Source organism: Streptomyces sp. NRRL WC-3626 (genome assembly GCF_000718785.1).
Taxonomy (GTDB): Bacteria; Actinomycetota; Actinomycetes; order Streptomycetales; family Streptomycetaceae; genus Streptomyces; species Streptomyces edwardsiae.
In genome coordinates this window covers 1-18,768 of the sequence record NZ_JOCA01000010.1, presented here as the reverse complement: position 1 = coordinate 18,768, position 18,768 = coordinate 1, and the positions used below count along the sequence as shown (strand labels likewise).

Annotated in this window: 18 protein-coding genes and 2 pseudogenes; 6 read left to right on the top strand and 14 right to left on the bottom strand. The window is 71.6% G+C overall.

All coding sequences use genetic code 11. The annotated features are described in order from the left end of the window. The first annotated feature begins 110 nt into the window (after window positions 1–110). A complete protein-coding gene (locus IF28_RS0117595; RefSeq protein ID WP_030220858.1) occupies window positions 111–599 on the top strand; it encodes a YajQ family cyclic di-GMP-binding protein in 489 nt (162 codons plus the stop codon). Between the two features lie 85 nt (window positions 600–684). Here the strand turns inward: IF28_RS0117595 and IF28_RS0117590 are convergent, their stop codons facing one another. Then, a complete protein-coding gene (locus IF28_RS0117590; RefSeq protein ID WP_030220856.1) occupies window positions 685–951 on the bottom strand; it encodes a GlsB/YeaQ/YmgE family stress response membrane protein in 267 nt (88 codons plus the stop codon). A 93-nt stretch (window positions 952–1,044) separates the two neighbouring features. Between IF28_RS0117590 and IF28_RS0117585 the strand changes: the two genes are divergently transcribed. Then, window positions 1,045–2,289 (top strand): APC family permease, encoded by a 1,245-nt coding sequence (locus IF28_RS0117585; RefSeq protein WP_030220854.1) that lies wholly within the window; start codon window positions 1,045–1,047, stop codon window positions 2,287–2,289. Between the two features lie 98 nt (window positions 2,290–2,387). On the opposite strand, the gene IF28_RS0117580 is transcribed toward IF28_RS0117585, so the two are convergent. The 13 genes from IF28_RS0117580 to IF28_RS0117520 all read right to left on the bottom strand — a co-directional run bounded on the left by IF28_RS0117580 (window position 2,388) and on the right by IF28_RS0117520 (window position 14,670). Then, complete coding sequence (locus IF28_RS0117580) at window positions 2,388–2,954, bottom strand: SMI1/KNR4 family protein (RefSeq protein WP_030220852.1); 567 nt, start codon at window positions 2,952–2,954, stop codon at window positions 2,388–2,390. 115 nt (window positions 2,955–3,069) lie between these two features. Continuing rightward, window positions 3,070–3,471 (bottom strand): YccF domain-containing protein, encoded by a 402-nt coding sequence (locus IF28_RS0117575; protein WP_030220849.1) that lies wholly within the window; start codon window positions 3,469–3,471, stop codon window positions 3,070–3,072. Next, window positions 3,468–4,328, bottom strand: a complete 861-nt coding sequence (htpX, locus tag IF28_RS0117570; protein ID WP_030220846.1) for a zinc metalloprotease HtpX — start codon at window positions 4,326–4,328, stop codon at window positions 3,468–3,470. Before htpX ends, IF28_RS0117575 begins: the two co-directional genes overlap by 4 nt. A gap of 213 nt (window positions 4,329–4,541) precedes the next feature. Next, window positions 4,542–6,041: an NADH-quinone oxidoreductase subunit N gene (locus IF28_RS0117565; protein ID WP_030220843.1), complete on the bottom strand. Its 1,500-nt coding sequence runs from the start codon at window positions 6,039–6,041 to the stop codon at window positions 4,542–4,544. Continuing rightward, window positions 6,038–7,612 (bottom strand): complex I subunit 4 family protein, encoded by a 1,575-nt coding sequence (locus tag IF28_RS0117560; protein ID WP_030220840.1) that lies wholly within the window; start codon window positions 7,610–7,612, stop codon window positions 6,038–6,040. Before IF28_RS0117560 ends, IF28_RS0117565 begins: the two co-directional genes overlap by 4 nt. A 6-nt stretch (window positions 7,613–7,618) precedes the next feature. Further along, window positions 7,619–9,613 (bottom strand): NADH-quinone oxidoreductase subunit L, encoded by a 1,995-nt coding sequence (locus tag IF28_RS0117555; RefSeq protein WP_030220836.1) that lies wholly within the window; start codon window positions 9,611–9,613, stop codon window positions 7,619–7,621. After that, the gene (nuoK, locus tag IF28_RS0117550; protein ID WP_030220835.1) at window positions 9,610–10,017 is read right to left on the bottom strand and encodes an NADH-quinone oxidoreductase subunit NuoK; all 408 of its coding nucleotides are present in this window, start codon (window positions 10,015–10,017) and stop codon (window positions 9,610–9,612) included. The genes IF28_RS0117555 and nuoK overlap by 4 nt, the downstream gene beginning before the upstream one ends. After that, window positions 10,017–10,652, bottom strand: coding sequence for an NADH-quinone oxidoreductase subunit J (locus tag IF28_RS0117545; RefSeq protein ID WP_030220833.1), 636 nt, complete (start codon window positions 10,650–10,652; stop codon window positions 10,017–10,019). The genes nuoK and IF28_RS0117545 overlap by 1 nt, the downstream gene beginning before the upstream one ends. Then, complete coding sequence (locus tag IF28_RS0117540; RefSeq protein ID WP_030220831.1) at window positions 10,649–11,200, bottom strand: NuoI/complex I 23 kDa subunit family protein; 552 nt, start codon at window positions 11,198–11,200, stop codon at window positions 10,649–10,651. The genes IF28_RS0117545 and IF28_RS0117540 overlap by 4 nt, the downstream gene beginning before the upstream one ends. Then, the gene (locus IF28_RS0117535; protein WP_030220828.1) at window positions 11,200–12,168 is read right to left on the bottom strand and encodes a complex I subunit 1/NuoH family protein; all 969 of its coding nucleotides are present in this window, start codon (window positions 12,166–12,168) and stop codon (window positions 11,200–11,202) included. The genes IF28_RS0117540 and IF28_RS0117535 overlap by 1 nt, the downstream gene beginning before the upstream one ends. Beyond that, a complete protein-coding gene (locus IF28_RS0117530) occupies window positions 12,165–13,670 on the bottom strand; it encodes an NADH-quinone oxidoreductase subunit C (RefSeq protein ID WP_030220825.1) in 1,506 nt (501 codons plus the stop codon). The genes IF28_RS0117535 and IF28_RS0117530 overlap by 4 nt, the downstream gene beginning before the upstream one ends. After that, window positions 13,667–14,278, bottom strand: coding sequence for an NADH-quinone oxidoreductase subunit B (locus tag IF28_RS0117525; protein WP_030220822.1), 612 nt, complete (start codon window positions 14,276–14,278; stop codon window positions 13,667–13,669). Before IF28_RS0117525 ends, IF28_RS0117530 begins: the two co-directional genes overlap by 4 nt. Then, complete coding sequence (locus tag IF28_RS0117520; RefSeq protein WP_030220821.1) at window positions 14,269–14,670, bottom strand: NADH-quinone oxidoreductase subunit A; 402 nt, start codon at window positions 14,668–14,670, stop codon at window positions 14,269–14,271. The genes IF28_RS0117525 and IF28_RS0117520 overlap by 10 nt, the downstream gene beginning before the upstream one ends. 236 nt (window positions 14,671–14,906) lie before the next feature. Between IF28_RS0117520 and IF28_RS0117515 the strand changes: the two genes are divergently transcribed. The 4 genes and pseudogenes from IF28_RS0117515 to IF28_RS36410 form a co-directional block, all read left to right on the top strand. After that, window positions 14,907–16,082: a sensor histidine kinase gene (locus tag IF28_RS0117515; RefSeq protein ID WP_030220818.1), complete on the top strand. Its 1,176-nt coding sequence runs from the start codon at window positions 14,907–14,909 to the stop codon at window positions 16,080–16,082. A gap of 110 nt (window positions 16,083–16,192) precedes the next feature. After that, window positions 16,193–17,477, top strand: a pseudogene (locus IF28_RS36415) (sensor histidine kinase). A gap of 288 nt (window positions 17,478–17,765) precedes the next feature. Beyond that, complete coding sequence (locus tag IF28_RS0117505) at window positions 17,766–18,437, top strand: response regulator transcription factor (RefSeq protein ID WP_030220815.1); 672 nt, start codon at window positions 17,766–17,768, stop codon at window positions 18,435–18,437. 130 nt (window positions 18,438–18,567) lie between these two features. Beyond that, window positions 18,568–18,768: pseudogene (locus IF28_RS36410) on the top strand (2-oxoglutarate ferredoxin oxidoreductase subunit alpha); the annotation flags it as partial.

Below are 18,768 nucleotides of genomic sequence, written 5' to 3'. Positions count from 1 at the left end.
CTAGGCTGGTCCGGATGCGGCCGGGTACCGAACGCCGGGCTCGGGGGCCGCCTCACGTACGCATCCGGTGCGCTGCCCGGTACGCACCCCGATTCAAGGAGCCACAGGACATGGCCGACTCCAGTTTCGACATCGTCTCGAAGGTCGAGCGGCAGGAGGTCGACAACGCCCTCAACCAGACCGCCAAGGAGATCTCCCAGCGCTACGACTTCAAGGGCGTGGGTGCCTCGATCTCATGGTCCGGGGAGAAGATCCTCATGGAGGCGAACTCCGAGGACCGGGTGAAGGCCGTCCTCGACGTCTTCCAGTCCAAGCTGATCAAGCGGGGCATCTCCCTGAAGGCCCTGGACGCGGGCGAGCCCCAGCTCTCGGGCAAGGAGTACAAGATCTTCGCGTCCATCGAGGAGGGCATCTCCCAGGACAACGCGAAGAAGGTCGCGAAGATCATCCGCGATGAGGGCCCCAAGGGCGTGAAGGCCCAGGTGCAGGGTGACGAACTGCGCGTCAGCTCCAAGAGCCGCGACGATCTGCAGACCGTCATCGCGCTGCTCAAGGGCAAGGACTTCGAATTCGCGCTGCAGTTCGTGAACTACCGGTAGGTCCGGTGACGGACGCGAAGGGCGGGCATCGTGATGGTGCCCGCCCTTTCCGCCCGCCGGCTGCCGTCCGGGGTGAGCCGGCCGGTCAGCTGCGTGAGTTGCCGAACAGGATGCGGTAGGCGATCAGCAGGACCAGCGAGCCCCCGATCGCGGCGACCCAGGTGGTGCCGTCGTAGAAGTCCTTGGTGACCGGGTGGTCGAGCCAACGGGCCGATATCCAGCCGCCGATGAACGCGCCGACGACTCCGATGAGGGTCGTGCCGATGAGGCCTCCCGGGTCGCGGCCGGGCAGCAGGAACTTCGCTATCGCCCCGGCCAGCAGTCCGAGAATGATCCAGCTGATGATCGTCATGCCCTGCACCTGCCCCTTTCCCGCTGTTCTTGCACCCTGACAGACGTCACACGTCCATCTCGTGGTTGCACCTGCTCAGTAGGGTGCCGTCCCGTGACAGACACCTCCGGTCCTCAGTTGCGGCGCACGCTCGGCGTCGGTGACGCCGTGGTCATCGGTCTCGGCTCCATGGTGGGGGCCGGCATCTTCGCCGCCCTCGCCCCCGCCGCGCACGCGGCCGGCTCCGGGCTGCTGCTGGGGCTGGCGGTGGCCGCCGTGATCGCCTACTGCAACGCCACGTCGTCGGCGCGCCTCGCCGCCCTGTACCCGGCGTCGGGCGGCACGTACGTGTACGGGCGTGAGCGGCTCGGGGAGTTCTGGGGTTATCTCGCCGGCTGGGCGTTCGTGGTCGGGAAGACGGCGTCCTGCGCGGCGATGGCGCTCACCGTCGGCGCGTACGTCTGGCCTGGGCAGGCGCATGCCGTGGCGGTCGCCGCCGTCGTGCTGCTGACCGCGGTGAACTACGGCGGTGTCCAGAAGTCCGCGTGGCTGACGCGGGCGATCGTGGGTGTGGTCCTGGCCGTCCTCGCTTGTGTGGTGGTCGTGTGCCTGACGTCGGGGCAGGCCGGTGCCGGGCGGCTGGACATCGGGCTCTCGGGGGGTGTGGGCGGGGTGCTTCAGGCGGCCGGCCTGCTGTTCTTCGCCTTCGCCGGGTACGCCCGTATCGCGACCCTCGGTGAGGAGGTCCGGGATCCGGCACGCACCATTCCGCGGGCGATCCCGCTGGCCCTGGGTATCGCGCTGGTGGTGTACGCGGCCGTCGCCGTGGCCGTCCTCTCGGTGCTGGGGCCGAAGGGGCTGGGTGACGCCACGGCGCCGCTCGCGGACGCCGTGCGGGCCGCGGGGTTCGGCGAGCTGGTGCCGGTGGTGCGGGCGGGTGCGGCGGTGGCCGCGCTGGGTTCGCTGCTCGCCCTGGTCCTGGGGGTCTCGCGGACGACGCTGGCCATGGCGCGGGACCGGCATCTGCCGGGTGCACTCGCGGCCGTGCACCCGCGGTTCCGGGTGCCGCACCGGGCGGAACTGGCCGTGGGCGCGGTGGTCGCCGTCCTGGCCGCCACGGTGGACGTACGGGGCGCGATCGGTTTCTCCTCCTTCGGTGTGCTGGCGTACTACGCGGTGGCCAACGCCTCCGCCTGGACGCTCGACGCCCGGCCGGCGGCGCGGGCACTGCCGGCGCTGGGACTCGCCGGATGCCTGGTACTGGCGTTCTCCCTGCCGTGGGTCTCGGTGACCGCGGGCGCGGGGGTGCTGGCGGCGGGGGCGGCGGCTTACGGCGTACGGCGGTGGGCGGGGCGGTAGCCCTGTCGCCGGGCTGCCGGGTGACCGGGGGCGCCCCGGCCTCGTCGTCGGATGCCTCGCGACCGTGCCGTCCGGGGTTCTGTGGCCGGCCGGTCCGGTCAGAAGGTCCGCTCCTGTGGTGCGGGGTCGGTGAAGCCGGGCCAGGGGGCCAGGTCCATGCCCTCGTTCTCCTCCTCGTACCAGCCCGTGCCCTGGATCCAGGAGTGGAGCCAGTCCGTGAGGGCGGGGGCGTCGAGGAACCAGGCGTGGTCGGGGTCGCCCGGGTTGGGTTCGAAGAGGAGGACGGCGGCCCGGGGCGAGCGGCAGTCGACGCAGGCGTACATGCCGCAGCCCCAGTGGGTTATCGGCAGCACTCCCTCCGGCCAGGGCCAGTCGGGATCCTCGCGGCCGCTCTCACGGTTGGCGAGGTACTGGACCACGGCGGCGGGCTCACCGGAGGGCGGGCTGTCCAGCAGGGGCAGCAGACCGTACTCGGGGCCGAATCCGCCGTCCGCTATGCGCAGATAGAGCTCGGCGAGCAGTGGGGGCAGGGTGAAGCCCAGCGTGCCCTCGGCGCGGGCCAGTGTGGCCGCGTCGACCGGGTTGGGGAGGGAGGGCCAGCCCCATGGGCGGGTGTTGCGGGCCTTGTCCGCCACCTGTGTCAGCAACTGCTCGTGCTCGGTCATGCATTCATCATGCGCGCCGCCACCGACAATCGTGCGGGCCTGTGGACAACCTCCGGCCTGTGGACAACTCGCCTGTCCTGGCACGCCGTACGACCGTGGATCCGGCCCTGCCGCCCTACCAGCGCGATGTGTCCGTGAACGCCTGGTCCGTCCGTACGATCTCGCGGCCCAGCGGGAGCAGGGAAACCGGGATCAGCTTGAAGTTGGCGATGCCGAGCGGGATTCCGATGATCGTCACGCACAGGGCGATGCCGGTGACGATGTGGCCGAGCGCCAGCCACCAGCCGGCCAGGAGCAGCCAGAGCACGTTGACGAGAAAGGACGGCGCTCCCGCGTCCCGGCGCTCGACCGTCGTGTATCCGAAGGGCCACAGGGCGTAGACGCCGATCCGGAACGCGGCGACGCCGAAGGGGATGCCGATGATGGTGATGCACAGCAGCACGCCCGCGAACAGATAGCCGAGGAAGAGCCAGAAGCCGCTGAACACGAGCCATATGACATTCAGAATGGTCTTCACTGGTGACCTGCCATCCTCTCGAGCCGGGCGATGCGTTCCGCCATCGGCGGGTGGGTGGAGAACATCTTCGAGAACCCCTGGCCGGGGCGGAACGGGTTGGCGATCATCATGTGGCTGGCCGTCTCGATACGGGGCTCGGGGGGCAGAGGGAGCTGTTTGGTGCCGAGTTCCAGTTTGCGCAGCGCGCCCGCGAGGGCCAGGGGGTCGCCGGTGAGCTGGGCGCCTGAGGCGTCCGCCTCGTACTCACGGGAGCGGCTGATGGCCAGCTGGATGAGGGACGCGGCGAGCGGGCCGAGGATCATGATCAGCAGTATGCCGAGGAGGCCGGGGCCGTCGTCGTCGTCCGAGCGGCCGATCGGGATCAGCCAGGCGAAGTTGACCAGGAACATGATCACGGAGGCGAGGGCGCCGGCGACCGAGGAGATCAGGATGTCGCGGTTGTAGACATGGCTCAGCTCATGGCCGATGACGCCGCGCAGCTCCCGCTCGTCGAGCAGGCGCAGGATGCCCTCGGTGCAGCACACCGCGGCATTGCGCGGGTTGCGGCCGGTGGCGAAGGCGTTGGGGGCCTCGGTCGGGGAGATGTAGAGCCGGGGCATGGGCTGGCGGGCCTGGGTGGAGAGCTCGCGGACCATCCGGTACAGCCCCGGTGCCTCGAACTCGCTCACCGGGCGGGCGCGCATCGCGCGCAGGGCCAGCTTGTCGCTGTTCCAGTACGCGTACGCGTTGGTGCCGAGCGCGATCAGGACGGCGACGACGAGCCCCATGCGGCCGAAGAAGCTGCCGATGACGATGATGAGCGCGGACAGTCCCCCGAGGAGGACTGCGGTCCTGAGCCCGTTGTGCCGGCGGTGCACGGTACGCCCTCCAAATCATGCGGCAGGGGGACCCTTGCTTGCTGATCTTCCTTGTGACCTGCGCTGTCCACTGGTCTCGTGGTGCCACGTCCAGTGGACCCTCCCGTACCGGTCAACGCGAGGCGAAGGGCTCTAGTTCCCTTGTGCGCGCGGTGGCGCGTGTCAACCGTCCGGGTGACGGCACGCGCGTGTGCCCGGGTGGAGGGGGCTTCCTCAGAAGAGCCCGGTGCCGGTGAAGCGCAGGACCAGCTGGGGTGCGCCGGACAGGGCGACGCCGAGGACGCCGGTGAGGGCGAGGGCGGCGGTGAGGGGCGCGGGGAGCCGGTGCTTCACGGGTTCGCCCTCGGGGGCGCGGAACAGCAGGGCCGTCCACCGCAGGTAGTAGACCAGCGCGATGACGACGTTGACGGCCATGACGACGGCGAGCCAGCCGAGTCCGGCGTCGACCGCGGCGGAGAACACGGTGACCTTGGCGAAGAGGCCGATGATGCCCGGCGGGAGTCCGGCGAGGCAGAGCAGGAAGAAGCCCAGGAGGAGCGCGGTGAGGGGGCTGGCGGCGTAGAGGCCGCGGTAGTCGGCGACCCGGTTGAGGCGGTGCGCGCGGCCGACGAGGGCGGCCACCGCGAAGGCGCCCAGGTTCACGGCGCCGTACATGAGGGCGTAGGCGACGGTGGAGCCGATCGACTTCTCGGCGTCGCCGGAGTACGCGGCGGCGGCGATCGGTACCAGGAGGTAGCCGGCCTGGCCGACGGACGACCAGGCGAGAAGGCGTACGGCGCTGTACGCGCGGGTGGCCTGTTGTGCGAGGGCGCCCACGTTGCCGACGGTCATGGTGAGGGCGGCCAGCACGGCGAGGGCGGGTCCCCACACGTGGGCGTACGACGGGAGGGCGACGACGGTGACGAGGATGAGCCCGGAGAAGCCGACCGCCTTGCCGATGACGGACAGGTAGGCGGCGATCGGCAGGGGGGCGCCCACGTAGGTGTCGGGGACCCAGAAGTGGAAGGGGACGGCTGCGGTCTTGAAGGCGAAGCCGACGAGGGTGAGGACGACGCCGGTCTGGGTGAGGGTGTGGAGCTGTCCGTCGACGTTCTGGACGCGTTCGGCGACCAGGGTGAGGTGGAGGGTGCCGGTGGCGGCGTAGACGAAGCTGATGCCGAGCAGGCTGACGGCGGTGGCGGTGACGGAGGACAGGAAGAACTTCAGGGCCGCTTCGGAGGACTTGCGGTCGCCGTGTCTGAGGCCGACGAGGGCGAAGGCGGGCAGGGAGGCGACCTCCAGGGCGACGACGAGGGTCGCGAGGTCGCGTGAGGCGGGCAGGAGGGCGGCGCCGGCGGCGGAGGAGAGGAAGAGGAACCAGTACTCGCCCTCGGGGAGCCGTTTGGAGTCGTCCTTGAGGGCGGTGACGGACAGCAGGGCGGCCAGGAGGGCGCCGCCGAGGACCAGGAACTGGATGACGAGGGTGAAGCGGTCCGCGGTGTAGCTGCACACTCCTTCGTCGCCGACCAGGCAGAAGGTGCTGCGGTCGGCGTCGAGGAGGGGCAGCAGCATCAGCGTGGCGGCGGCGAGTCCGGCCACCGAGAGCCATCCGAGGAGCGGCTTCCTGGTCTCGCTCACGAACAGGTCGGCGACGAGGACGACGAGTCCGACGACCGCCGTGATGGTGGGCGGCGCGATGGCCAGCCAGTCGACGGACTGGACGAGGGAGCTCATCGGTTGCCTCCTGCGAGGAGCTGCTGCACGGCCGGGTCGGTCAGCCCGAGGAGGGCCCTGGGCCACAGGCCGGCGACGACGGTGAGGACGACGAGCGGGGTCCAGGCCGCGAACTCGTAGGAGCGCACGTCCGCGAACTTCGGGGAGTCCTGGGGCGAGGCGCCCATGCAGACCCTGCGGACCACGATCAGCAGGTAGGCGGCGGTCAGCAGGGTGCCGAACGCGCCGATCGCCATGAAGGTGAGGAAGGCGGGGCGGCTGAGGCCTTCGGCGGGGTCGAAGGCGCCGAACAGGGCAAGCATCTCGCCCCAGAATCCGGCGAGGCCGGGCAGGCCGAGGGAGGCGACGGCGGCGAAGGCGAGCAGACCGCCGAGGCGCGGCGCCCTGCCGTAGAGGGCGGCGCCGGTCTCCTTCGCGAGGGTGTCGAGGTCGGTGCTGCCGGTGCGGTCCTTGAGGCCGCCTACCAGGAAGAACAGCAGTCCGGTGATGAGGCCGTGGGCGATGTTGGCGAACAGGGCGCCGTTGACGCCGGTCGGGGTCATCGTCGCGATGCCGAGGAGGACGAAGCCCATGTGGCCGACGGAGGAGTAGGCGATGAGGCGCTTGAGGTCGCCGTTCGCGCCGCGCCTGGTGAGGGCCAGGCAGGCGAGGGATCCGTAGATGATGCCGACGACGGCGAACGCGGCGAGGTACGGCGCGAAGGTGCGGAAGCCGTCCGGCGCGGCGGGCAGCAGGATGCGTACGAAGCCGTACGTGCCCATCTTCAGCAGGACTCCGGCCAGCAGGACCGAGCCGACGGTCGGGGCGGCGGTGTGGGCGTCGGGCAGCCAGCTGTGCAGCGGCCACATCGGGGTCTTGACCGCGAGCCCGATCCCGATCGCCAATACGGCGATGACCTGCACGGATGTGGTCAGCGACCGGCCGTTGTCAGTGGCGAGTGCCACCATGTCGAATGTGCCCGCCTCGATTCCGATCAGGAGCAGGCCGAGCAGCATGACGACGGAGCCGAGCAGCGTGTAGAGGATGAACTTCCAGGCGGCCTCGGCCCGGCCCTCGCCGCCCCAGCGGGCGATGAGGAAGTACATGGGGATGAGAACGGTCTCGAAGGCGAGGAAGAACAGGATCAGGTCGAGGACGGCGAAGGTCGCCAGGGTGCCGGACTCGAGGACCAGCAGCAGGGCGACGAACGCCTTCGGGGACGGGCCCGTGGGCGGCTTGAAGTAGGAGTGGAGCGCGCAGAGGAAGGTCAGCAGCGCGGTCAGGACCAGAAGGGGGAGGGAAATGCCGTCGGTTCCGAGGTGGATCCGCACGTCTAGTGCGGGGATCCAGCTGATGTCGGTGGTGGCCTGCATCCTCGACGGCTGGTCGTGGTCGAAGCCGAGCGCGAGGACGATCGCCGCGATGAGGACGGCGCCGGTGACGGTGACCCCGTGGCGGAGCACTGCCTGGTCGGGTGATTTCCCCTTCAGTCCGGGCGGGGCCGGCAGGAGAGCGGCGACGGCGCCGAGGAGCGGTCCGACGACGATCAACGCCAGAAGGACCTGCATCACGGACTCGTTGATATCGATCACGCCTGCTCACGCTCCCGTGGCGACGAGGACGGCGGCGACCGCGAGGACGACGGTGCCGGCGAGCAGCGCGCTCACATAGGTCTGCAGATTGCCGGTCTGGGCCCGTCGTACGGCGACGCCGAGCCAGCGGGGCAGCGCGCCCGCGCCGCGTACGTAGGTTTCGACGACCTCACGGTCGAGGAACCGGACGAGGCTCGCGCCGGCCCGCACCGGGCGGACGAAGAGGGCCGTGTACAGGGCGTCCAGGTGGAAGCCGGCGGCCGCGTGCCGGTGCAGCGGGCCGAGCAGCAGCCGGCCGGGGTCGGACGGGTCGGATGCGTAGGCGATGTCGCCGTAGGCCGGTTCGTGGCTGGCGATGGCCTCCGCCTCGACGAGTCCGGCGTCGCCCTCGGGGTGGGCGGCGACGGCGCCGAGGGGCACGCGGGCGGCGTGTGCGGTGGTGTGCCGCCAGGCGGCGTAGGTGACGATGCCGCCGACCAGGGCCACGCCCGTGCCGAGCACGGAGGTGGTGAGGGTCGGGGTGAGGTCGTGGCCGTCGAACCAGTCGGGCAGGACGCGGAAGGCGAATCCGCCGAGCGCGAGGGACGGTACGGCGAGCACCCACAGCACCGTGGTCATCGTCAGCGGCTGCCTGCCGTGGTCGGGTGCCTCGGGGCCGTGTCCGCGGAAGGCCAGCAGCCACAGCCGTGTCGCGTACGCCGCGGTGAGCAGGGCGGTGACGAGGCCGGCGAGGAGGACGATCCAGCCCGCCGCCGCGGGGGCGTGTCCGGTGTGGCCGGTGACGACGTGTTCGGCGACGCCGAGGACGGCCTCCTTGGAGAAGAAGCCGCTGAAGGGCGGGATCGCGGCGAGCGCGAGGAGCGCCACGGTCATCGTCCAGTAGGCGTCGGGGACGCGGTCGCGCAGGTGGCCCATGCGGGACATGGCGGCCAGCGAGTTGGTGCCGGCGGCGTGGATGATCACGCCGGCGGCGAGGAACAGCAGCGCCTTGAAGGCGCCGTGGGACAGGAGGTGGAAGACGGCGGCGCCGCGGTCGGCGACGGCGAGGGCGCCGGTCATGTAGCCGAGCTGGCCGATCGTCGAGTAGGCGAGGACGCGTTTGATGTCGTCCTGGGCGAGGGCGGCGAGCGCCGAGCCGGCCATGGTCACGGCGGCCATGACGGCGAGGACGACCATGGCTGCCTGCGAGGCCTCGAAGAGCGGAAGGAGACGGGCGATGAAGTAGACGCCGGCGGCGACCATGGTCGCGGCGTGGATCAGCGCGGAGACGGGGGTCGGGCCCGCCATCGCGTCGGGGAGCCAGGTGTGCAGGGGGAACTGCGCCGACTTGCCTGCCACGCCCGCCAGGAGCAGCAGGGCGATCAGGGTGGGGTGTTCGATGCCGCCGTCGGCGACGGCGCCGAGGATGCGGGTGATGCGGAAGGACCCGGCTTCGGTGGCGAGGGCGAACAGGCCGATGAGGAAGGGGACGTCGCCGAGTTTGGTGACCAGGAAGGCCTTGAGGGAGGCGGCGCGGGCCTCTGGGGTCTCCCAGTAGTGGCCGACGAGGAAGTAGGAGCAGATGCCCATGACCTCCCAGCCGACCAGCAGGACCATCAGGTCGCCGGAGTAGACGACCAGGAGCATCGCGGAGGTGAAAAGCGAGACGAGGGCGGCGTAGGAGGGGTAGCGCGGGTCGTCGCGCAGGTAGCCCGTCGAGTAGATCTGCACGCAGCCGGCGACGACGGTGACGACGACGGCGGTCAGGGCGGCGAAGCCGTCGATGTGCAGGGCGAGTTCGACCGGGACCGAGCCGGTGGGTGTGAGCTCGGTGACGGCGTCGACGGCCTGGTGCCCGCCCTGGCGCCAGGCGACCGTCGCGGCCAGTGCCAGGGAGGCGAGGGTCGGCAGGACGGCGAGCGGGCGGACGAAGCCGGGGGCGGTGCGGCCGAGGAGCAGGCCGGCGATCGCGCCGAGGAAGGGGAGGAGGGGGACGAGGACGGCGAGGGTGGTCGTGGTCACGCGGTGGCCTCAGCCTTCTCGCCGGCCGTCCGAGACCCGGGGACTGCACGGCCGGTGGTGTCACTGTCGGGGCCGTCGGGCTCGTGACCCTCGGCGGTGTCGCGGAGCTTGTCGATGTCCGAGGTGCCGCGGTTGCGGTACACGGCGAGGACGATCGCCAGGCCGATGCCGATCTCGGCGGCGGCGATGGCGATGGTGAACAGGGCGAGGGCCTGGCCGGAGTGCAGGGTGTCCTCGGCGGTCCGGCTGAGCCAGACGTCGAAGGCGACCAGGTTCAGATTGACGGCGTTGAGCATCAGCTCGACCGACATCAGGACGAGGATCGCGTTGCGGCGGGCGAGGACGCCGTACAGGCCGGTGCAGAAGAGGAGGGCGGACAGGACCGCGGGATAGGCGAGGTGCATCAGCGGGTCCCTTCCGTGTCGCGCCGGGTGTCCGCCGCGTCGGAGGCGGCGTCGGCCTTCGCCTTGCGGGACAGGACGATCGCGCCGACGAGGGCGGCGAGGAGGAGGACGGAGAGGGCCTCGAAGGGGAGGACCCAGTGCTGGAAGAGGCTCGCGCCGGTGACGTCCGTGGAGCCGGCGGGGGCGCCGTCCAGGTCGATCCAGGTGGTGCGGAAGGCGTCGGTGACGACCCAGACGAGGGTGCCGGCGGCGGCGAGGGCCACGGCGAGGGCGACCGGCCGGTTGCCGGAGTCGGCGTCCGGGGAACGGCCGATGGGCGCCCTGGTGAGCATCAGCCCGAACAGGAGGAGGACGACGACGGAACCGACGTAGATGAGGACCTGCACCCAGGCGATGAACTCGGCGGTGAGCAGGAGGTATTCGACGGCGAGGCCGCCGAGGGCGACCACCAGCCACAGAGCGGCGTGCACCAGCTGCCGGGTGGTGACGGTGATGACGGCGGCCCCGAAGGTGACCAGGCCGACGAGGAGGAAGGCGATCTCCACGCCGGTCGGGGAGAGGAAGCCGTGCGTCCCGGCGGCGGCGGTGGTGGTCGTGGCGTGCGCGGCCGTTCCCGCGGCTGCGGCGAGGGTCACGACTCCCCTTCCTGCGGTTCGGCCTGGGCGGCGGCGAGCTTGTCGGCGGTCTTGCGGGCGGCGGCGAGTTCCTTGGGCTCCTCGGCGCCGGGGTCGAGGGCGGGCGGGGCCGGGACGGTCCACATCCACTCGCGGAGCTTGTCGCGTTCGTGGGTGAGGTCGCGGATGTCGGTCTCGGCGTACTCGAACTCCGGGGACCAGAACAGGGCGTCGAAGGGACACACCTCGATGCAGATACCGCAGTACATGCAGAGGGAGAAGTCGATGGCGAACCGGTCGAGGACGTTGCGGCTGCGGTCGCGGCCGCCGGGGGTCGCCGCCGGCACCGTCTCCTTGTGGGAGTCGATGTAGATGCACCAGTCGGGGCACTCGCGGGCGCACAGCATGCAGACCGTGCAGTTCTCCTCGAACAGGCCGATCACTCCGCGGGTGCGGGGCGGGAGGTCGGGCTGGGTGTCCGGGTAGGGGGCGGTGACGGACTTCTTCGTCATCGTCCGCAGGGTGACGGCCAGGCCCTTGGCCAGGCCGGAGCCGGGGATGGGGGCCATCAGAGGAACACCACCTTGACGACGCCGGTGAGGGCGATCTGGGCGAGGGAGAGGGGGACGAGAAGGGTCCAGGAGAACTTCTGCAGCTGGTCCTCGCGCATCCGGGGGTAGGTGACGCGCAGCCAGATGACGACGAAGGCGAGGACGGCGGTCTTCAGCAGGGTCCAGACCCAGCCGAGCCCGTCGGCGCCCCAGGGGCCGTGCCAGCCGCCCAGGAAGAGGACGGTGGTCAGGCCGCACAGGACGACGATCCCGGCGTACTCGGCGAGGAGGAAGAGCGCGAAGCGCAGGCCGGTGTACTCGGTGTACGCGCCGAAGATGATCTCCGAGTCGGCGACGGGCATGTCGAAGGGCGGGCGCTGGAGTTCGGCGAGGCCGGCGATGAAGAAGACGAGCGCGCCGGTGATCTGCCAGGGCAGCCACCACCACTCGAACGCGTCGAGGATGCCGACGAGGGAGACGGTGCCGGCCGCCATCGCCACCGAGGCGGCGGTGAGCAGCATCGGAAGTTCGTAGGAGAGGAGCTGGGCGGCGGTGCGCAGGCCGCCGAGGAGGGAGAACTTGTTGGCGGAGGCCCACCCGGCCATGAGCGAGCCGAGCACTCCGACGCCCATCACGGCGAGGACGAAGAACACGCCCGCGTCCAGCACCTGGCCGACCGCGCCCTCGCCCGGGCCGATCGGGATGGCGAGCAGGACGAGGAGGTACGGCAGGAGGGCGACGGCGGGGGCGAGCTGGAAGATACGGCGGTCCGCGCCGGCCGGGACCACGTCCTCCTTCTGCGCGAACTTCACGCCGTCGGCGATGAGCTGGGCCCAGCCGTGGAAGCCGCCGGCGTACATCGGGCCGAGGCGGCCCTGCATGTGGGCCATCACCTTGTGCTCGGTCTGACCCACGATCAGGGGGAAGGTGAGGAAGACGACGAACACGACCAGGAGCCGCAGAGCGACGTCGAGCACGTCGTTCACCGCGGGCCTCCTGTGGGGTCGTCGGGGGTGGGGTTGTCGGGGTCACCGGACTCGCTCTCCGCGCCGGGCTCGGGGCTCGTCCGGGGCTCGGGGCTCGTGCCGGTCCCAGGCGCTGCGCCGGGGCCCGCCTCGGCCCCGGTTTCCGGGTCCGGGTCGGAGTCCGTGGCCGTGCCCCCTTCCGGCTCGCGGGCCGGGTCGGCTTCGGGCTGCGACTCGTCCTTCGGGTCGGGTCGGCCGAAGGCCGGGCGGTCGTGATGCCAGGGGGCGTCCGGGCTGCGGGGAGCGGCGGGCGGCTTCTCGTTCCGGCGGTCCTCGGCAGGCGCGGACTCGTCGGCTGTCGCCGCCGGTTCAGCCGACGGCTCCGGCGCGGCGCGCCGGCTCGCGGACCCCTCGGACGCGGAACGGGCCCGGCGGGGGCCGCCGGACGTGGGAGCACCGGGGCGCTGTGACGACGACCCGTCGCTCGCACCGCGCGCACGGCGCTCGGGGGGTGCCTCCGCCGGTCGGCTCGCGGAGTCCGGGGGCTCGGGGGCCGTTCCCCCCGGCCGGCCGGCCGAGTCCGGCGACTCGGGACGCGTGCCCGCCACCTCGCTCGCGGAGCCCGGAGCTTCGGGCCGCACCTCCGCCGCCTGACTCGCCGAACCCTCCGCCGCCGTGCGCGTACGGCGCGGACCGGCCGGGGACTCCGGAGTCGCCGACTGGCTCGCCGACCCCTCGCCCGCCGTACGCGCACGCCGCGGACCGGCCGGAGACTCCGGAGTCGCCGACTGGCTCGCCGAACCCTCCGCCGCCGTGCGGGTACGGCGCGGACGGGCCGGGGTTTCCGGAGTCGCCGACTGGCTCGCCGAGCCCTCGCCCGTCGTGCGGGTGCGGCGGGGGCGGTCTGGTGCGGCGCCCGCCGTCGCTCGGGTCGGGCGGGTCGGGGCCGGGGGGAGTTGGCCCTTCTGGGGGCCCCATTCGTTGGGGTCGGGGACGCCAGGCGGGAGCATCTGGCGGCGTTTGGGGGCGCCGTGTTCGGACTCGCCGGGTTCCTTCGCGCCGGGCCAGGCCTTGGCGACCCGGGCGGCGAGGACGAAGTCCTTGCGCAGGGGGTGGCCCTCGAAGCTGTCGGGGAGGAGGAGGTGGTCGAGGCCGGGGTGGCCGGTGAAGTCGACGCCGAACATCTCGTGTGTCTCGCGTTCGTGCCACGCGGCGCCCGCGTAGACGTCGACGGCGGAGGGCAGCACCGGAGCCTCGTGCGGCACCGTGGTGCGCAGCAGCAGACGCCGTACCGGGGACAGGGCCGCGACGTGCACCGTGACGCGGAAGCCCGTGCCGGGTTCGTCGACCGCGCTCAGCCAGTCGAAGAAGGTGCAGCCGAGACGGTCGCGCGCGGTCTCCAGGGCGGTGATCCAGGAAGCGGGCGGTACGTCGACGGTCAGGACGCCGTACGACTCCTCGGCCGTGGCCTCCGTACCGAAGAGTTCGCCGGCGCCGGCGGGGAGCCAGCCAGCCGCGGTCATCGGCCCTCCCCCTCACCCGAGGGCGGCCGCACCAGCCCGCTCTGCAGCGCCGCCGCGGACGGCCGCCCGCCGGACGCGGATCCGTACCGCTCCCCCAGCGACTCCCGCGCGATCTTCTCCTGGAGTTTCAGGATTCCCTGGAGCAGCGCCTCGGGCCGGGGCGGGCAGCCGGGGACGTAGACGTCGACCGGGATGATCTGGTCCACGCCCTTGGTGACGGAGTAGGAGTCCCAGTACGGCCCGCCGCAGTTGCTGCACGCGCCGAAGGAGATGACGTACTTCGGCTCGGGCATCTGCTCGTACAGCCGCTTCACCGCGGGCGCCATCTTGTCGGTGACCGTGCCGGAGACGACCATCAGGTCGGCCTGGCGCGGCCCCGGCGCGAAGGGGATGACGCCGAGACGGATGAAGTCGTGGCGGGCCATCGACGCGGCGATGAACTCGATCGCGCAGCAGGCGAGGCCGAAGTTGAACACCCACAGCGAGTAGCGGCGGCCCCAGTTGAGGACCACTTTCATCGGCTCGGGGGCCAGCCGGGCGAGCGCGCCGAGCCGCTTCGGCTCGGGAAGCAGGACCGGCTCGGAGGCGGCGGCGGGGTTCACGTCCATGTCAGGACGCCCTTCTTGTATGCGTACAGCAGTCCCACGGCGAGGAAGCCGAGGAAGATGAACATCTCCACGAGGGTGGTGGCGCCGTAGCCGTCGGCGGCGAAGACGGTCGCCCAGGGGAAGAGGAAGATCGAGTCGACGGCGAAGATCACGTAGAGGAAGGCGTAGACGTAGTAGCGGACCTGGGTGTGCGCCCAGCCCTCGCCGACGGGGTCGACTCCGCACTCGTACGTCAGCAGTTTCTCCGGCGTCGGGACGACGGGCCGCAGCAGGCGTCCCGCCCCGAAGGCGACGGCGACGAACAGCACGCCGACGACGGCGAGCAGTCCGACGACCGAGTAGGACTGGAAGTAGTCCGCCGCGACGACGGTGACGACGGTCGGTTCCCGCACGTCCGCCCCTCACTCCCTTGATCGGCGCCCTGGCCCTCACCCGTGACGTGCCGTGCCGTTGATCCGTACCGGTGACCGCCACGGTCCGACGATCTGTACGCACGGGAGTCTAGGCCCTGTTAAAGGCACGGTAAGCAGCCCGTCACGGCTCGGCACGCGGGGGTGGGGATTTCCCCCGTGCGTCCTGGCGGTCCGCCTCATGGCGCGATCCCCCGGCTTTCGGCACGCTAAGCCCCATGACCGAACCTTTCCCGACTCCGGGCACGCCCGTCACCGCGGCCGCGGCACCGGCCGAGCGCGGCGACCGGCCGCCGCCGGCCCGTTTCGCCTACGACGCGCACACCTGGAAGGAGATCGCCCATCTCCTGGCGAACCTGCCGGTGTCGCTGGTCGGCTTCGTCTACACGGTGACGATGCTGTTCACCGGCGCCGGACTGACCGTCACGGTGATCGGGTTCCCGCTGCTCGCGCTCGGACTCATGGGTTCCCGGCTGCTGGGCAGGCTGGAACGGGCGCGGGCCAGGAAGCTGCTCGGGGTGCGGGTGGACGAGCCGAGCAGGCTGCCGCTGCGGAGCCGTGAGGGGTTCTGGCCGCATCTGTGGATGGCGGTCAGGGACCCGGTGGGCTGGCGCACGGTCCTGTACGAGCTGATACGGCTGCCGTGGGGCATCGCCACGTTCGTCGTGACGCTGACCGGCCTGTTCGTGCTGTGGCCGGTGCTGCCGTTGGAGCTGGAGTCGGACCGGGGGGTCGTGGTGGACACGGCGGCGGCGGACCTGCGGCGCATCGAGCGGGATCTGCACGACGGGGCGCAGGCCCGGCTGGTCAATCTGGCGATGGGTCTCGGGCTGGCCAAGGAGAAGCTGCTGGAGGATCCCGACGCGGCGGCGACGATGGTCGCGGAGGCGCACGGCGAGGTGAAGCTGGCGCTGCAGGAGCTGCGTGATCTGGCGCGCGGCATCCACCCGGCGGTGCTGACCGACCGGGGTCTGGACGCCGCCCTGTCCTCGGTCGCCTCGCGCTGCACGGTGCCGGTGAAGGTGACCGTCGACCTGGACGAGCGGCCGGCCGCCGCGATCGAGGGAATCGCCTACTTCACCGTCTCGGAGCTGCTGCAGAACGTCAGCAAGCACAGCCGGGCCCGGTCCGCCGCGGTCGACGTGTGGCGGTCGGAGGGCCGGCTGCTGATGCAGGTGTGGGACGACGGGCGCGGCGGCGCGAGCCTGGACGGCGGGACGGGTATGCGGGGCCTGGCCGACCGGCTGGGCGCGGTGGACGGGCTGTTCGTCGTGGAGTCGCCCGAGGGCGGTCCGACGACGGTGACGGCGGAACTGCCGTGGCGGGACCGTTCCGGTGCCCTGGCCGAGGACGCGCGCGGGGCCGGGAAGGCGTCCGTGCGCGGCCGGAGGTAGGGAAAACCCCCCGCCGAAGACTGCGACGGACTCCATGGTCCGGCGACCTGCGACGGAGCAGTCTGGAGGTACGACAGCACAGCCGCCGGACGAGGAGAAGGACGACGCCGATGGCCACGGAGTACGGACAGGGCTACGGGTTCCGCACGGACCCCGGACTTCCCGGGCACGCCGGGGAACGGCGGCACCGGCTGCCGGCCGCGCTGCGGGCGCCGGTCGAGGGACGCACCTGGCGCGAGCTGGGATTCGTGCTGCTGAGCCTGCCGATCAGCATTCTGCTGTTCACCTACGCGATCACCATGGTGTCGCTGGGGGCAGGCCTGCTGGTGACGTTCCTCGGGGTCCCGGTGCTGGCGGCGGGGCTCGCAGGCTGCCGCGGGTTCGGGGCGGTGGAGCGGGCGCGGGCGCGCGGGCTGCTGGGCCTGGAGGTGGGCGAGCCGGAGCCGCTGCGGATGAAGCGGCAGGGGTTCACGGCGTGGATGGGCGCCGTACTGAAGAGCGGTGCCTCCTGGCGGGCACTGCTGTACGCGGTGCTCCAGTTCCCGTGGGCGGTGCTGTCCTTCGTGGTCAGCGTGACCGTCTGGTCGGTGGGCTGGTCGCTGCTGACGTATCCGCTGTGGTTCTGGGTGTTCCCGATGTACACCGGGCAGGACGGCATACAGCTGTACGGCGACGAGCGGCACCAGATCTATCTGGACAACCCGTTCGAGATCACGGTCACGGCGGGCGTGGGTCTGCTGTTCACGCTGGCCACGCCGTGGGGAGCTGGAGTCGGACCGGGGGGTCGTGGTGGACACGGCGGCGGCGGACCTGCGGCGCATCGAGCGGGATCTGCACGACGGGGCGCAGGCCCGGCTGGTGGCGCTGGCGATGGATCTGGGGCTGGCGAAGGAGAAGCTGCGGGAGGATCCGCAGGTCGCGGCGCAGATGGTGGACGAGGCGCACGGCGAGGTGAAGACGGCGCTGCAGGAGTTGCGGGATCTGGCGCGGGGGATTCATCCGGCGGTGCTGACGGATCGGGGGCTGGATGCGGCGCTGTCGTCGGTCGCCTCCCGGTGCACGGTTCCGGTGCAGGTGGAGGTGGATCTGGGGGAGCGGCCGGCGCCGGCGATCGAGGGGATCGCGTACTTCACGGTCTCGGAACTGCTGCAGAACGTGAGCAAGCATGCGCGGGCCACGTGGGCGGCCGTGGAGGTGTGGCGGACGGAGCACCGGCTGATGCTGCAGGTTGTGGACAACGGGGTGGGCGGGGCGGATGTCTCCGACGGGTCCGGGCTTTCGGGGCTGGCGGAGCGGCTGGACGCGGTGGACGGGATCCTGGTGGTGGACTCGCCGGCCGGCGGGCCGACGCGGGTGACCGCGGAGCTGCCGTGGCGGGCGGAGCGGGGGCGCTGAGGGTCGGTGGGGTGGGCGGGGCGGCCCGGCGCGGGTGTGGGGCGGGGGGCGTTCGCGCAGCCCGGCGCCTGCGGGGCGCCGTCGCGCCCACCCGTGCCGCCCTGCGGCACGACTGCCCGCGGAGAGCGGAGGGGTGGGATTGCCGCCCCGGCGGCGGGGGGCTCGGGGGTGTGAGCCTCCTGATCCGTGTTGTCCCGCCGCGTCCCCCGGCGGAAGCTGGGATGCTGGGCCCGATGACCGGTTCGCCACGGGGGTGGGCCGGGTCGTGGGGTTGTGGGGGACGAAGACGTGGAGGACAGGGTGCGGGTGGTCATCGCCGAGGATTCGGTGCTGCTGCGGGAGGGCCTGACCCGGCTGCTGACCGACCGGGGGCACGAGGTCGTGGCCGGTGTCGGTGACGGGGACGCGCTGATCAAGACCATCACCGAGCTGGACGGGGAGAACCTGCTCCCCGACGTCGTGGTCGCCGACGTACGGATGCCGCCGACGCACACGGACGAGGGTGTGCGGGCCGCGGTGCAGCTGCGCAAGTCGCATCCGGGTGTCGGGGTGCTGGTGCTGTCGCAGTACGTGGAGGAGCGGTACGCCACGGAGCTGCTCGCCGGTTCCAGCCGTGGGGTCGGCTATCTGCTCAAGGACCGGGTGGCCGAGGTCCGTGAGTTCGTGGACGCGGTGGTGCGGGTGGCGCGGGGCGGTACGGCCCTGGACCCCGAGGTGGTCGCGCAGCTGCTGGGGCGCAGCCGCAAGCAGGATGTGCTCGCGGGGCTCACCCCGCGTGAGCGCGAGGTCCTGGGGCTGATGGCGGAGGGCAGGACGAACTCGGCGATCGCCAGGCAGCTGGTGGTCAGCGACGGTGCCGTGGAGAAGCACGTCAGCAACATCTTCCTGAAGCTGGGGCTGTCCCCGAGCGACGGCGACCACCGCCGGGTGCTGGCCGTGCTGACGTACCTCAAATCCTGAACGCGCCCGCCGCGGAGTCGTCCAACATGCGAATGACCCGAGGAAGGCGACCCTTACGGACGTAGGGTTTATGCGGGGAAGGCCTGCGGGAAGGCCGTCCCGGACAGCCGCCTCGAGGAGGTCCAGTTCAGTGACCAGCCAGGTCAGCAGCGCAACGGAGCAGGCCGACGAAGCAGTCGTAGGAGAGCAGCGCACGACGGCGGGCGCGAAGGACGTCCGCCGGCTCGACCGAGTGATCATCAGGTTCGCGGGGGACTCGGGTGACGGTATGCAGCTCACCGGTGACCGTTTCACCTCGGAGACCGCGTCCTTCGGCAACGATCTGTCGACG